At 63.8% G+C, this 14,239-nt stretch carries 12 protein-coding genes and 3 pseudogenes; 8 read left to right on the top strand and 7 right to left on the bottom strand.

Annotation, left to right across the window (positions count from 1 at the left end):
* The first annotated feature begins 104 nt into the window (after nt 1–104).
* Together ACVWWN_RS01470 and ACVWWN_RS01465 are read left to right on the top strand one after the other, a co-directional pair.
* Nucleotides 105–996, top strand: a pseudogene (locus ACVWWN_RS01470) (NAD(P)/FAD-dependent oxidoreductase).
* Between the two features lie 326 nt (nt 997–1,322).
* The gene (locus tag ACVWWN_RS01465; protein ID WP_457142274.1) at nt 1,323–2,036 is read left to right on the top strand and encodes a DUF1942 domain-containing protein; all 714 of its coding nucleotides are present in this window, start codon (nt 1,323–1,325) and stop codon (nt 2,034–2,036) included.
* A gap of 751 nt (nt 2,037–2,787) precedes the next feature.
* On the opposite strand, the gene ACVWWN_RS01460 is transcribed toward ACVWWN_RS01465, so the two are convergent.
* The 5 genes and pseudogenes from ACVWWN_RS01460 to ACVWWN_RS01440 all read right to left on the bottom strand — a co-directional run.
* On the bottom strand, nt 2,788–3,915 hold the full coding sequence (locus tag ACVWWN_RS01460) for an APC family permease (protein ID WP_457142273.1): 1,128 nt from the start codon (nt 3,913–3,915) through the stop codon (nt 2,788–2,790).
* A gap of 324 nt (nt 3,916–4,239) precedes the next feature.
* On the bottom strand, nt 4,240–5,094 hold the full coding sequence (locus ACVWWN_RS01455; RefSeq protein ID WP_457142272.1) for a carbon-nitrogen hydrolase family protein: 855 nt from the start codon (nt 5,092–5,094) through the stop codon (nt 4,240–4,242).
* Between the two features lie 428 nt (nt 5,095–5,522).
* The gene (locus ACVWWN_RS01450; protein WP_457142402.1) at nt 5,523–5,765 is read right to left on the bottom strand and encodes an Orn/Lys/Arg family decarboxylase; all 243 of its coding nucleotides are present in this window, start codon (nt 5,763–5,765) and stop codon (nt 5,523–5,525) included.
* A gap of 129 nt (nt 5,766–5,894) precedes the next feature.
* A pseudogene (locus ACVWWN_RS01445) lies at nt 5,895–6,473 on the bottom strand (ornithine decarboxylase); the annotation flags it as partial.
* Nucleotides 6,474–6,502: 29 nt separating this feature from the next.
* Nucleotides 6,503–7,093, bottom strand: a pseudogene (locus tag ACVWWN_RS01440) (hypothetical protein); the annotation flags it as partial.
* Between the two features lie 634 nt (nt 7,094–7,727).
* Here ACVWWN_RS01440 and ACVWWN_RS01435 point away from each other — a divergent pair.
* Both ACVWWN_RS01435 and ACVWWN_RS01430 read left to right on the top strand, forming a co-directional pair.
* A complete protein-coding gene (locus tag ACVWWN_RS01435; RefSeq protein ID WP_457142271.1) occupies nt 7,728–8,456 on the top strand; it encodes a GAF and ANTAR domain-containing protein in 729 nt (242 codons plus the stop codon).
* Nucleotides 8,457–8,474: 18 nt separating this feature from the next.
* Nucleotides 8,475–8,738, top strand: a complete 264-nt coding sequence (locus ACVWWN_RS01430; protein WP_457142270.1) for a hypothetical protein — start codon at nt 8,475–8,477, stop codon at nt 8,736–8,738.
* A gap of 9 nt (nt 8,739–8,747) precedes the next feature.
* Here the strand turns inward: ACVWWN_RS01430 and ACVWWN_RS01425 are convergent, their stop codons facing one another.
* Nucleotides 8,748–9,419 (bottom strand): Crp/Fnr family transcriptional regulator, encoded by a 672-nt coding sequence (locus ACVWWN_RS01425; RefSeq protein ID WP_457142401.1) that lies wholly within the window; start codon nt 9,417–9,419, stop codon nt 8,748–8,750.
* Nucleotides 9,420–9,565: 146 nt separating this feature from the next.
* Between ACVWWN_RS01425 and ACVWWN_RS01420 the strand changes: the two genes are divergently transcribed.
* The 4 genes from ACVWWN_RS01420 to ACVWWN_RS01405 all read left to right on the top strand — a co-directional run bounded on the left by ACVWWN_RS01420 (nt 9,566) and on the right by ACVWWN_RS01405 (nt 13,722).
* Nucleotides 9,566–10,582 (top strand): Ppx/GppA phosphatase family protein, encoded by a 1,017-nt coding sequence (locus ACVWWN_RS01420; RefSeq protein WP_457142269.1) that lies wholly within the window; start codon nt 9,566–9,568, stop codon nt 10,580–10,582.
* Nucleotides 10,583–11,524: 942 nt separating this feature from the next.
* Nucleotides 11,525–12,019 (top strand): hypothetical protein, encoded by a 495-nt coding sequence (locus ACVWWN_RS01415; RefSeq protein WP_457142268.1) that lies wholly within the window; start codon nt 11,525–11,527, stop codon nt 12,017–12,019.
* A gap of 3 nt (nt 12,020–12,022) precedes the next feature.
* Nucleotides 12,023–12,844: a GAF and ANTAR domain-containing protein gene (locus ACVWWN_RS01410; protein WP_457142267.1), complete on the top strand. Its 822-nt coding sequence runs from the start codon at nt 12,023–12,025 to the stop codon at nt 12,842–12,844.
* A gap of 605 nt (nt 12,845–13,449) precedes the next feature.
* Nucleotides 13,450–13,722, top strand: coding sequence for a WGxxGxxG family protein (locus ACVWWN_RS01405; RefSeq protein ID WP_457142266.1), 273 nt, complete (start codon nt 13,450–13,452; stop codon nt 13,720–13,722).
* 165 nt (nt 13,723–13,887) lie between these two features.
* Here the strand turns inward: ACVWWN_RS01405 and ACVWWN_RS01400 are convergent, their stop codons facing one another.
* Nucleotides 13,888–14,166: a hypothetical protein gene (locus ACVWWN_RS01400; protein WP_457142265.1), complete on the bottom strand. Its 279-nt coding sequence runs from the start codon at nt 14,164–14,166 to the stop codon at nt 13,888–13,890.
* Nucleotides 14,167–14,239: the final 73 nt, after the last annotated feature.

Below are 14,239 nucleotides of genomic sequence, written 5' to 3'. Positions count from 1 at the left end.
GTTCTCATCGTGGGGCTGCGGGCCGTCCCGCTGGTACCCGATGGTGATGATCACATGAGGTTTGGCTGTTCCGTGGGGGGGAATAAGGAGCCCATGGGTGTGGAGTGGGTGGCCCGGCCGGTCTGAGTGCTGCGCTGGTGTTGGGCCGGGCGCGTCGGCGAACGGTGGTGATCGACGCCGAGGCGCAGAGCAACCAAGTGTCCCCGGTTATCGGAGGGCTGCTGGGATCTGACAGCGCCCGCCGGCAGAGTTATATGCCGCCGGGCGACAGGAGTTGTCGTCGTATCCGAGCGTGGAGTATCGGCGAGGCAACGTTGCCGGTGGCCGCCGTGTCGACAATGGCTTGCTGCTCGAGGTGGATGGCGGTGAGGATATCCACGCGCACCGGGTGCTGCTGGCGACCGGCATGCAGTATTGCCCGCCCAAGCTGCCCGGCTGGCCGAGCTGTGGGGGACATCGGTATTTCAGTGCCCGTTCTGCCACGGCTGGGAGATGCGCGGTCAGCGGTTGGCGTCGCTGGCCACGGGGGATGAGGCGGTGCATTCGGCGCTGATGCTGCGGGGGTGGACCGATGACGTCGTGTTGTTGACCGACGGGCGTAGTGATCCAACGTCTGCCGACGAGCACGTGCTGCGGTCGGCCAACGTGATTGTTGATGATCGTCGGGTCGTCGAATTACATGACTACGGCAGTCATTTGACCGAGATTTCCTTCGCCGACGGCACGCGGATGGCACGCGACGGGCTACTGGTGGAGGCGCCGCTGCGGCAGCGGTCACGGCTGGCCGAGCAGCTGGGCGCGACGTGCGGCCCTGGGCCGGTAGCGGCGGACGCCGTTGCCGTCGACCAGATTCATCGAACGGACGCGGGCGGGGTGTTCGCGGCGGGTGACGTCTGCACCGAGCAGCCGCACCTGGCGGGCGTGATCGCCGCGGGCTCGCAGGCGGCGATGATGATCGTGCAGAGCCTGCTGGCCGATGAGTTCGGCCTGCCCTAGCCGCCCGTCTGATCACATCGTCAGGACCCGCTGATCTAAGGGAATTGCGTAATTTGCCGTGTGCGCGGTGACGCACGGCCGGTGAGAGACCTCATCCCCAGATCGCACTGGCCGGCTGACGCCACCGCGATGCCCATGGCCCTTCGCCGGTCGGGCAGGGGGCGGTGCGCGGCCGACTTCGGCTCGGTGGCCACCCCATCCCGGTCCGCCTGACCGACGCCGGTCTCGCGAACAGGGTTTCAGGAAATGTCGAGTTCTTGTTTCGGCGGCGCGTCCGGGGGTACCGGTCGCCGTATAACACCACCTCAACACAGGGGGATAGTCAGGTGAAGATCAAGAAAACGGCCGGAGCCGTCGCGGCCACGGCCGCCATGTTCGGCCTCGGTGCGGTTCCACCAGCCTGGGCGATCAGCAATATTCAAGTAATGGGCGTGGCCGAAACGCTCAAGGATGTCAACGGCCCGTTGATCGGTTACACGGTCACGGGCCTGATGCCGAGCTCCGACCCCGTTCCGTACCCGGTCGCCGGCCGGCTGTATGAGGCCACGGTGAAAGCCGACGCGCTGGTCGGTACGGTCATGCCGGCGGTCTGGGATTTCAACGCCCGCGCCGAGAGCGGGGCCAACTATCGCGCGCTCGCCAATGTCTCCAGCCTCAGTGCAGCGCCCATCGGGCAGGGTGGCAGCTCCACCGGCAAGGTCTACTTCGATGTCGTCGGCGACATGCCCAACAGCGTCGTCTTCAACAATGGCTTCGAAGACATTTTGGGCTGGATCCAACCGCCCGGTATCTCACCCGGTGGCTCGCCGACCGGCGGTGGCGGTGGCGGCGGTGCCTCCACCGGGGCCAACGGCGGTGCGACCGGCGGCGGTGGCAATGCACAGTTGGGACCCTTTGGCCCGGGCGGTAATACGGGCGGAGATTCGGGTAACGGCGTTACGGGCAATGATCCCGGCGCCGGTGGCGGGGCGACCGGCTCCGGTGGCAGCGGAGCCGCCGGAGATACCGGTAGCGGGGCCGCGGGCGGCGGGGCCGGCTGACTTCGTCCTGCACCACATGCCGGTAGCGCCGAGGGCCCCTCGATCGTTGCCATCGTCGAGCAACCGATCAAGCCACGGTGACGACTTGTCGTCGACCGCCGGTCATGAGGCGAGCTGAGATCTGCGTCCCGGTTTGGCCGGATAGGTCCTGAACCTGGCCGGCAGCGCGTCCGCGTGTGCTTGGTGACGGCCTATCCGCTGAGGCGGATGGTTGGATCCGCTGGACGCGGTGGCCGTGGCCGCTCTGCACTATCTCGATGTATCGACCGTTGTTGCTGCAGCCCGCCACGACTCCTACCGGATCACCTGGCAAGCCACGTCAATGAGCCTCACTTGTCCGGGGCCGCGCTCGCGGTCTGTGTAGTCGGCGAATCGAACGCGGCGTCGAAACGCCGGAATACGTCAATGGATTCGTTCAGCCGCGCAGTAGGCGGGTCAAATCGCCGCCGCCGGGTGAAAGACATCCGACAAACCATGCCCGTCTCGACCTCGTCACCGTTGGCCAGAATTGCCGACTCGACAGTTCGACGGTTGACATAGGTTTGTTGAGGCTGCCGCAGGTGCCCGGCGCCTGCGACGTACACGATGTCGTACGGTGGGCGTCGCAATATCTAACGAGGCTGCCAGGGCGGGGCGAAAGCCATGCGGAACCGCTTGGGCGACCACGACGGCGGTACTACCAATGTCGATGGTGACAGGTGGCCTAGTGTCCAGCAGTGGAACCGCTATCCGTACCAACTGTGCCGTGGCTTCATGCCGGATGATCGGATCGACGTGGTGAGTTCGTCGGCAGCAGGTCTGCGGCGGCGCCGCTGGAGGTGGGACGGTTTTGGTCGAGCGACAGTTGTGGAGGTTGTCGCCGGAAGCCGCGGGTGAGGACGGCCAGGTAGACCACGCCGATTGCCAGCCATGTGACGCCCAGAACCTTTGCAAGCCCGCTCAATTGAAAAAGCAGGTACACATCAATGATCGCTCCCAGGGCGGGCAGCACGAGGCCTCGCACGACGCCGAGGGTGCCGGTAGACCGTTGTCGGTAGTAATACACGATGACGCAGATATTGACCACGGTGAAGGCCAAGAATGCACCGAAGTTGATCAGTGAGGTCGCCTGCGCGAGGTCCAGGGTGACAGCGATCAACGTGATCACAGCGAGAAACACGATGTTGAGCACCGGGGTTTCGAACCGGCGGTTGAGGTAGCCGAAGAACCGTCGTGGCAGCACGCCGTCGCGTCCCATCACATACAGGAGGCGACTCGAGCCGGCTTGCACCGACAACGCCGACGACGAACCCAGAACAACGATGAGCAGGTTGAGGGTGTTGGTGACTCGCTCTCCAGCGATGGGTGTCAGCGCGGCATACCAGGCCACATCCGCCGTTCCGGGGTCGACGTGGGGGACCGCTAGCTGCACGACGTAGGCGATGACGACGAAGATCGCGCCGCCGATAAGAACGGCCAGCCACAGCGCCCGGGGCACGTTCCTGGAGGCGTCCTTCGCCTCCTCGCTGAGTGTGCTGACGGCGTCGAAGCCCAGAAAGGAGTATGCGGCGATGGCCGCGGCGGCAGTGACTGCTGGGATGGTGGTCGCCGAGTTCCACAACGGTGCGACGTAGTCGGTCGGCGGGGCGTCGACCATCGCGGAGATGAAATAGCCAAGGACGATGAGAACGACCGTCCCAGCGCCGATCACGAAAAGCTTGTTCACCGCGTCAGTTGCCTTGAGGCCGACGGCGTTGATCGTCGAAAGCACCACCCCGATGATCACCAACCAGCCCCAGATCGGGATCGCCGGAAACTGCGCATTGAGGTAGAGCGCGCTGACGAAGTTGGCGGCCATCGGCAGAAAGACGTAGTCGAGCATCAGCGCCCAGCCGGACAAGAATCCCAGGGTTGCCGCCGAGCAGGTTGCGGGCGTAACTGTAAACCGATCCCGAAGTCGGATAGTGCTTGGCCATGACGCCGTAGCTCAACGCCGTCAGCAGCATCGCGACCGTCGCTATCAGGAACGCTAATGCGGTGGTGTTGTTGGATGCGACGGCCAGGATGCCGAACGTCAGAAGGCTGATCGTGACGCTCATATATGAGACGCCGAAGAAGACGAGGCCGCCAAGACCTACTTTCGGAGTCAGCTTGGGTGCGCTGTCGGTGGAAGTTGACATGGAATTTTCCTAGTGTGCGGTGGGCCAGAGATGCTGCGGCGGCCTCAGTGCTTCGGTCGCCAGGTTTGCGGCGTGATCCGGCCTCCGTAGATGGGAAGCTCGATGGGTCGGTCGGTTTCGGCGAACTGCGACCACGGCTTGGTGACCCCGGCCGTACCGTGGTCGCGAGTGCGACGGACTTCATCGAGGTCGATGGTGGCCGTGAGCACGGTCTGTTCGGCGCCGACAGCCGCGGCCAATATGCGTCCCTGTGGGTCGACCAGCAGGCTGCGGCCTTGTCCTCGAGGGGCCGCCGCATTGACACTCGCGACGAAGACCTGATTGACGATCGCGTTGGCTTGAGCCAGCACGACTTCCTGCGCGCGGTCAGCGGTCGGGGTCAGGACAACGTTGAGTAGGAGTTCGGCACCCATCCAGGACAGCTGGCGAGAGACTTCGGGGAACCACGCGTCGTAGCAGACCGTCAAACCGACAGTGCCTACGTCGTTGATGGGCAACGTGACGAAGTCGTCTCCCGGCTCACACTTCTCCACCGGACGCCACGGAAACACCTTGCGGTAGCTGGCCGCCAGTTCCCCGGTGGGTGAGAACACCACCATCGTGTTGTAGATCAGTCCCGACTCGGTACGTTCCAGGATGCTGCCTGGAACCAGCCAGATGTTGAGTTCTGCTGCGAGGCGGGCGACTTCGCGGCACAGACGCCCGCCGAGCGGCTCCGCGTGCCGGACCGTACTTTCGGCATCCCAGGGGTCCCATGAGCCCAGAAGGTGTTGCTCCGGGAACACGAACATCGACGTACCGGGATACTGCCGCACCAGGATCTGCATCCGGCGGCCGAAGTCCTCCGGCGAACCGACGGCGTCGTCCTGTACGAGAGCGAGAGACAGTTCTTTTGCCATGACCTTCTCGATCCTGAAGTGATTGAGTTGAGAAACGGCGGGCAAACCGGCGCAAACTATGGACGCCGGCCGAGCGGCGCCGGTGACTGCGCCCCGGTCCGGTTGATGTAGCGGGCGCTGGGACTGAACACCCCTGAGGCGCTCTTATCAATACCCGGATTTGTTCCGATTATTCGACGAGGCGTTCACTATTTCGGTCGAGAGCCAGTACCGCGAAACCAGCCCGGTACCCGAAGCCACACGGCCGTCAAATGGGCTGCTCGGAATCGCCACCGCGACACCATGGCGACAAGTCAAGAGCGGCGCCGCTGCCGTTGCAGGGTGCGCGCCTGCTGGTCAAGCCGGAGCTGAGCGCTGGATCGACGAGACACACCGTCTGCTCCCAGCTTCGTGGCCATCATTTGAGAGCTGTCAGTCACTCCTATGACCTAGGGCCCTCCGGCGACCACGCGGAATTCAGCCAGCGACTCATCGGCGGCTCCCTCCACCATGACGCCTTGGGCCGCCTGCTGCTGGAGGTAGTCAACGATCGCATCGGTGAGCAATTCCCCGGGGGCGATCACCGGGATGCCAGGTGGATACGGACAGATCATCTCCGCGCAGATCCGACCGGCGGCCTTTCTCCATGAAACCGATTCTGTTGCACCGAGGTAGGCGTCGCGGGGCAGCATCACGGTTTCGGTGCGCAACAGGCCGAAGGGCAAAGCGTCGCTGATCTCTTGCGGTGTTTTACCGGCATGCTCGTCAGCCAGTGCACTCATGGCTTCGATGAATCGCTGGGCCGAGGTATCGGTGTCGGCGTAGGTGATGATGGCCATCACCCGCCGATGATCGGCCAACTCCACGTGCACGCCGCAACGCTCGCGCAACCAGTCAGCGGCCTGAAAGCCGGTTAAACCGAGACCGACCACATCAACGGTGACATGCGTCGGGTCGAGCGCGACAGCGCCAGGGCTGCAGAGGATTTCCTCACCCATCAGGTTCAATCCGGTGATCTGCTCGATCGCCGACCTTACCCGGTACGCCAAGTCGATAGCGTGGCCGAGCAACTCCTCGCCCTGCTCTGCGAACTGGCGCCGGGCTGCATCGATCGAGGACAACAGCAACGACGATGCACTCGTCGACTGGGTCAGTTCGAAGGCCAGCGACAACCGCGAGGAATCGATCCGGTCACCCTGCTTGCTCAAGACCGAGGTTTGCGACAGGCCGTTGAGCGTCTTATGCACGCGGCCGATACACAGGTCGGCCCCCGATTCGAGAGCCGAGGGCGGCAGGCGGCTGCAGAAGCTGTAGTCCAAGCCCCAGGCGTCGTCCGTAACCAACGGAATGTCATGGGAGTGTGCCACACTGGCAACGGCGCGGATGTCGGCGCTGACGCCGTAGTAGGTGTGGGTGTGAAAACCATCGCGGCGACTGCATCGGGATGCTCCTGCAGTGCCTGCTCAAGCCGCCGTGGGTCCACGCCGTGCGCGATCTGCCAATGGTCGTCGTAATCCGGATCGAGGTAGACCGGCATGGCGCCAGACAACACAAGTCCAGAGAACGCGGATTTGTGGCCATTGCGCGCCATGACCAATTTTTGTCCCGGACGCACCGCGGCCATCATTGCTACGTGAACGTTCTCCGTGCTGCCGTTCGTCGAGAACAGCGTCTCCTCGGCCCCGACCGCATCGGCGAACAGCTGCATCGCGGTGGGTTCGATCTGCCAGGATTGATGACGGGTGTCCACGCCATTGTTCATCCCGACGTCGGCTCGAAACGCATCCATGCCGGCCCAGCGAGCGGCCACCGGTTCAGTCCCTCCAGTGCCCGACCGGTGCGCCGGGATGCCCAACGACAGGTCACCCCGCCGGTGGAACTGCTCGATGGCCTCTCCGATAGGAGATGCGTCGGGTTCGTTCCGCGCAGGACCTGCCGCGCTCTCTTTCTCAGCCTTCTTGATGTTTTTCCGGCGTTGACGGTCGACACCCCACGAGAACGGGCCGGCGTTGGGCACCATGGGCGGACCTCCCGAGTGAAGCGTCGCGGACCGAACTCGGATACCCCCCGCTGGAGAAGAATCACCTGAAAACCCGCGCCGGAGGGTTAGACCGCCACGCACACTCGCGTGTCAGTCAATTTGTGTCCTTCCCACTCCAGCGTGGCACGCCCGACGACTGGCAGAAGCGCCTGGTTGGTTGCGGTGGCGCGTTGGTGCGTCGACGGCACCGGTACGAGCGACACGCTGGTGGATGGCAACGCGGGTTTGAACAGTCGCAGATTCGTGGTGAGAGTTGAGGTTTGCCGCGAAGCACCACACGCGAGCCGCCTCGTGACTCTTTCATACAGGCTGAGGAATAGCCGGACTTCTTGTGGCCGGCCGTCTCGGATCTCGGGTTCTGCGACAGCGTGGTCGATTGGCGCAGAGTCGACGGCCTCAGCTTGGCGCGGTTGCCGGTATCGCTGAACAGCCCGGGGTTGGTCTTCGCCACCGACGCTTTCGCACAACGCATCGATGAGACCCCGGGGGCTAAGGCTTTGCCGTCACTTGTCGGGTCCCGCTTGCGCGGCATGTTTGGACGTCGCTGCGGGTGGTAGTTAGCAGTGGGCGGGCGCTAACCGGTGCGACCGTGAACCCGCCTGGAGGGCATGCGATGAGGCCACAGCACGACTCTGCCGATGAATTGGCCGGCGTCTTCGCCCGCATGTCCGGAATGCTGCTGACCGAACAGACAGTAGATACCGCATTGCGACTGATCACCTCGCTGGCGAAGGACACCCTGGTGGGGAGCACCGGCTCAGGTATCACGCTGATGAGTACAACGGGAGGCAGAATGACCTCCGCTGCCACCGAGCCCATCGTCGAACGACTCGACGCGCTGCAATATGACCTGGACGAAGGCCCGTGCCTGACGGCGTGGCATGACCGCGCCATCGTCTGCTCGGATGACCTGTCGTCTGAAGAGCGCTGGCCGGTGTGGTCGGCACGGGCAAGCGCAGCCGGTGCCCGATCGGTGCTCAGCGCGGCGATCTGCACTGCCGACCGGGCATTGGGCGCAATCAAGGTGTACTCCACCGCCGTCGCCACCTTCGACGGAACCAGTCAGGACATCCTTGGTCGCTTCGCCGATCAAGCGGCGATCCTCGTCAGCAACCTGCAGACTGTTGAGGCCGCCAAGCAGCTCAGCGCGCAGCTGCAGGAAACGCTGCGGGGGCGAGAGGTCATCGCGATCGCGAGGGGCGTGGTGATGGCGCGTAAACAACTCGATCATGATGCTGCATACCGCTACCTGATCTCCTTGTCGCACCGTGCCCGTATTCCCGTTAGACAACTGGCCGAGCGGATCGTCTGTTCGGATACCGGCCGCTCCGACAACGGCTGACACGCGATGTCGGATCCCGTGAGTCAGCGCTTCCTCGACGCTTTTGAGAAAAGTGGCTTGTCCGTGTCGCAATTGTGGCTGCGCTACTTCGCCCTCGGCGGAGATGCCGGTGAAATGGAGTTGGACGCCTACCTCAACGGCGCCATCGCCTTGCCCCCGTTGCAACACGACATTCTGGCGCATGCGATCAATGAACGGCTCGACGAGATCGCCCCTCCGCGCGCACCCTACAGTGGCGACTTTGTCGGCTTGTCTTTCGACGATCCCGACATTTTCGGATGATGCGCTGCTTCAACGCGCACGACGCGCAAGGTCCTCACGGTCTTTGATCACAATGCTCTTGCCGTCCAGACGAATCAAGCCACGGCGGGAAAAATCCGAGAGCGCCTTATTGACGGTCTCCCGGCTTGATCCGACCAGTTGGGCCAGTTCATCTTGTGTCAGGTCGTGGCTCAGCCTCATCGCGCCGTCCTCTTGCACGCCGAACCGCTGCGCCAGATGGAGCAGCTGCCGTGCCAGACGGCCCGGCGCATCGGTGAAGATGATGTCGGACATGATGTCCTCGGTGCGACGCAGCCGCCGGGCAAGCACGCGCAGCAGTTGATCGGCGACCTTGGGGTGGGCCGCGATCCAGGCGCGCAGCATAGCGCCCTCCACCGGGGCCGCGGACACTTCGGTGAGGGCAGTCGCAGTGGAAGTCCGCGGGCCCGGATCGAACACAGTCAGTTCACCGAATGATTCGGACGCTCCCCGCACTGTGAAAAGGCTATCTCGCCCATCCCGTGATCGCCGACTGATCTTGACCTTGCCCGAAGCAATGATGAACATCCGGTCGCCTGAATCTCCCTCGGTGAAGAAGACGTGGCCGCGCGTAACTGTGGTGGGGTGTAGTTGTCGGGCAAGGGCCATCACCGAGTGCGCTGCGACACCTCGAAAGAGGGCAGCCTGAAGGATCGGATCCACCACGCACCTCCTTCAAGATCGGCGAGTACTGTCCGGCACCGAGTAACGGTCCAGGCCATACCCTCCTATCGGCCAGGCAAACTCGCGACGACGCGCCCCCTGAAAAGTCGTCCGCTAAAACGCCTGAATTGGGGTACCACACCTCGATGAGGCTTGGGGTGCTCGATATCGGCTCGAACTCCGCGCAACTGCAGATCGTCGACGTGGCGGCGGGGGGTCCGCCGCTACCTGCACAGGCAGTCAAGGAGCCGACGCTGCTGGGCGACGAGCTACTGCCGGACGGTTCGATCAGCGAAGCGGGTATCGAACGGGTCTGCGCGGCGGTGTCCAACGCGATCCGGACCGGGGAACGGCACGGGATCGACAAGCTGTATACGTTCGTGACCTCGGCGGTGCGGGACGCCACGAACCGCGACGAGGTGTTGGACCTGATCGGGTCGGTCTCGGGCGTGCGTCCGCAATTCCTGTCCGGTGACGAGGAGGCCCGGCTGACCTACCTGGCGGCGCACCGCTGGTACGGGTGGTCCGCTGGTCGGCTGCTCCTGCTCGACATCGGCGGCGGTTCGATGGAGATCGTGCTCGGGCGCGACGCCGAACCCGAGCTGGCGATTTCACTGCCGTTGGGCGCCGGCCGGCTGACCCGTGACTTCCTCGCTGACGATCCGCCGTCGCGGTCTCAGCTCAAAGCGATGCGGCGCCACATTCGCCAGACCCTCGGTGAAGTCGCCGATCGGGTCCGCTGGGAAGGTGACCCGCGTCGAGTGGTGGCCACGTCCAAGACGTTCAAGCAGCTCGCGCGGCTCTCCGGTGCGGCGCCACAACGTAAGGGACCGTTCGTTCATCGTGAGCTCGCTCGGCGCGATGTCCGAGCGTGGACGCCACGGCTGGCCACGATGTGCGCATCCGAACGCGCGAAGCTGCGCGGCGTGTCCGACCCGCGCAGTCGTCAGATCCTCGCCGGCGCGGTGCTTGCGGAGTTGACCATGGCCACGTTGGACATCGAGTCGCTCGAGGTCTGTCCATGGGCGCTCCGCGAGGGCATTGTGTTGAGGCACCTGGAGTCGATGACCTACTCGCCCCCGTTCTCCTTACAGCCTGTGCAGCGCACGACAACCGACGGTGTCGCTTCGGTGACCGCATTGGCGCTTGATCAACGACACTGAGGACGATTCCTGTGCTGTACAGGGCGGTGGTCGCCAACGCGACTTCGTCTGCGAATCCATGCAGTAGCCGACGATGCGGGTGGGAGAACATATCCTTGATCGCGCACAAGTAGAGCTCGCTTCGCGAGCCGGATGCTCGGTGATGTCGCTCAGTCCAGAATAATTCGACCTTCGGCGCTGAAGTCCCGCCCAGCAGATCGTCGTGAACTGGTGGACCCCACTTCGCCATTCTTGCCGCGCTTCTTTCCGAATAGGCTCCAGAACCTGTGGGTCGACAGGAATCGCCAGCAGTGCGCGCGGCCATCGGGTCGCCGGCGGCGCGGGCACTTCCTCGACCAGGTATCGGTAGCCGAACTCCGGATCCTCGCGGCGGCGAGGGTCGGGGATCACTGCTTGACCGGCCAACGGGTCACCGTGCGCTCCGCGGCGTTCTGGCAAGCCCTCGCGCTCGCTGACCGACGATTAATCGAGACCCTGACTACGCCACAATCACCCGCTTCAAGGCCTACCTGCGACGACGACTCCTCACCGGCAAGGCACCGTCCAAGATTTCCTTGTATGCACAGGGTGTCCTGACGCAGAGCCGTCGAAGATGTCCTGATACGGCACATTGACACCCCGGTGCGTATGCGTGCGTAGTGCCACGAAAGGAACGGCTGCAAGGGCGGGCGAGGCGGCCGAACCGCTGTCGAATCGTGTGCGGATGCGGAGGTCGTCCGTCTTCGACGGATCCGGTCGGGCAGTTGAATATCGGATCGAGGACCCGGCCTCTGGCCGAGCCCTCGGAGGTACCGAAACAGAAGGTCGTACTGCACGGACGCCACCGCGGTTGCTCAGGCGGCCGCCACGGAGAGAAAACCGCCACAACCGTCAAAGAACGAAAGTCGTGGATGTTTCGAGTCACTATGTAGGGGCATCCGGCGGGCCTTGAAAGGAGTTCCGATGGGCGGAACCCGCGGCATTCTGGTCCACCAAAAGCCCGACCATATGGATTTCAATCGTCTGCTGAATGGGATCGACGTCTCGACCGGCGATTGTCCACCGAAGCACCTCAGGAAGCTGTGTCGGTTGATTTTTCCGGACGCCGTCGCACAGCTGACGTTCGAGAGCCGCGCCGAAGAGGTCCGGCTGCAGCCGATGCTCCAGCAAGGAGCCTCGCGGCGCGCGCTCATGCAGCTCGGCTATGCACGGAAGGCGGTGCGACGGACAGCCGCGCCGCGGCCACATCCGGTGGTCGCACGCCGATCGTTCGGCAACGTCGCCGCTGCCGTGCCGCTGACCCTGATGATCGGTCGCCGGGACACCGTCGACCGCGCCGCCCGACGGTCGCGGGGGGAGGATCTGAGCACCCGCGCTGGCGTACCCACGAGGCGGTATGAGTTGACGGTAGCACTGCGCGCAAGTCGCCCACATGCGCCGGGTGTTGCCAGGGGTTAGGTTATGACGGGTTTTCAGGGGCCGCCATCGGCAGATGACGCGGGTGACATCACTGCCCGGATCGATGAGGCCATTTCTGCCGAGCTTCGTACTACGCGGCGGCAAGGGCACGGAGACGTCTATTCCATTCTGTCGACCATCACAGCGCTGGCCGTGGACCTGATCCCACCTGTCCACCACGCGGGCATCACGCTGATCGAAGCCAGTGGAGTGATCCGGTCGCTGGGCGCCACTGACGGACATCCACTGGTTCTGGACAACCTGCAACGACGCTTCCTCGAGGGGCCGTGCTATCACTCGGCGCACGACCAGCGCCCGTACGCTGTTCCTGATCTCGAGCGGGAGCCGCGTTGGAGCATGTTCATTGAGAAGGCGCTGCGAAGCACGCCGGTTCGATCGATTCTTGCGATTCCGCTGTCCGATGACGACACCGCCCACGCCGCCTTGAATCTGTACGCAGACAAGGCAAACGCGTTCGACGAGAGCGCTACGGCAATGGGTTTGGTATTCGGCCGCCAGCTGACCCGAGTGATGCGCTCACCGAGCGGTCGCAAAATAGTGCGCGGATCTGCTCATCGGTCGGACGTCGTCGGCCAAGCCAAGCAGCGGCTTATGCATCGGTTCGATCTAGATGTGGCACAGGCGGTGTCGGTGCTGGTGCAATTGTCCACAGAGCAGCACGATTCGCTTGAAGCGGTCGCTCGACTGCTGCTGGCGGGGGATCAGCGCGACATGGCAATCTTGGACTACGACGCCGACCGCCAACGCGGCTACCCGGCCGACGGAGGCGGCTCGAGTTCGCGCGGGTCTGCTTGCTTGAGATAGCCCGACCACCGGACTCCCTCCAACCAGATCGACACAACCCGATGGGCTGACCCGGCGATGTCCACGACACCACCGAGATGCACCTCGTAGGCCGGGTCGCTTTCATGCTTTGCAATTGCTTCGTCCACCTTGGACGATATGTCGTGCGCCATGCTTCTCCTGGACATCAATATTTCTGTGGCGCGTGCTGCTTACCGCCGGTGCAGTGCTCCGACGTACCCGTTATCCGTGCGCTCAACCGGCTGGCTCGTCGACAGCCGAAAGTCTGCGCTTCATCGCTAATTGGGTTACCTACACATTCATCGAGCCTGCCTGCTGAGGCTGTCGGCAGGGTAAACATTGTCGGAGTATAAGTTTGCTATCCGGAGCGGGACACCGGCCACGGCCTTGATCTGTCGCCTCTGGGCGGCGTGGCGCAACACGGTGACGGTATCGCGCCGCTGACGCCCGGGCCCGACCCGGCAAACGTGTGACAGGTTTCTTATCGCCGGGCTCGGGTATAGACAGCAGCGGCGAGGCTGAAGTCCTCGCATCAGGCGGACTTAAGCAGCGGGTCCGAATTCACTGCGGTTCATTCTGAGCCGAACAATTATGGAGTACACACCATGCGTAAAACCCTGGGCATCACCTTGACCACCGCCGCCCTTCTGTTCGGTGGTGCAGGCGTGGCACATGGCGCCCCCAGCACGTCGATGCCGTCATCGACTACGACGACATTGGCCGATGACGCCACCACCGACCACGACAGTGACAAGACTGGTCTATGGGGGCTTGCTGGCCTGCTCGGCCTGCTGGGCCTCGCGGGCCTCAAGCGGCGCAACGACCCGGCGGCGGTCGCTCCCGGGACCCCCGGCTATGGAACAGCACCTCGCGCCTGACAGCCCTGAACAAGCGCGGTAGTAGGTCGGCCCGTCATCCCCTGAGGTGGCGGGCCGACGGCCGTAAGTCCTCGAATAGATGGTGGGCCGGCTGAGGCTCCTCAACGCCAGCAACTGTCCACGCCGACACGTCAGACAACCGGACGCGCAGCGAGTGATGCGTGACTACCTGCCCCGCGACGTAACACCTCGCCTTGCGGAGATGGATGAACCTCTGTCTTGCTCGGCTTCCGGCGCCGCAAGCCGGCCGACGATGTCCCCAGCATCGTGTTTGGTGAAGAAATGGGCAACGTAATGGCCGAAGTATGTGTCGGGCACCGTGATTCCGGTGGCCATCCCCCACGGCAGGTACAGCATCACTTCGATGCTCGTTGAATCGGCTTCCGCGTCGAGTTGGCGCAGAATCGCATCCGCGCCGACGGCGCCGGAGTTATCTGTAGCCATTACCGCATCGTAAAACCGTCCCACCGCGTTACGGTAGTAGCGATTTGGCACTGTTCGGGTTTGCAGATCTTGG

It is taken from the genome of Mycobacterium sp. URHB0021 (assembly GCF_054057895.1).
This window is presented reverse-complemented; position numbering and strand designations above follow the sequence as displayed.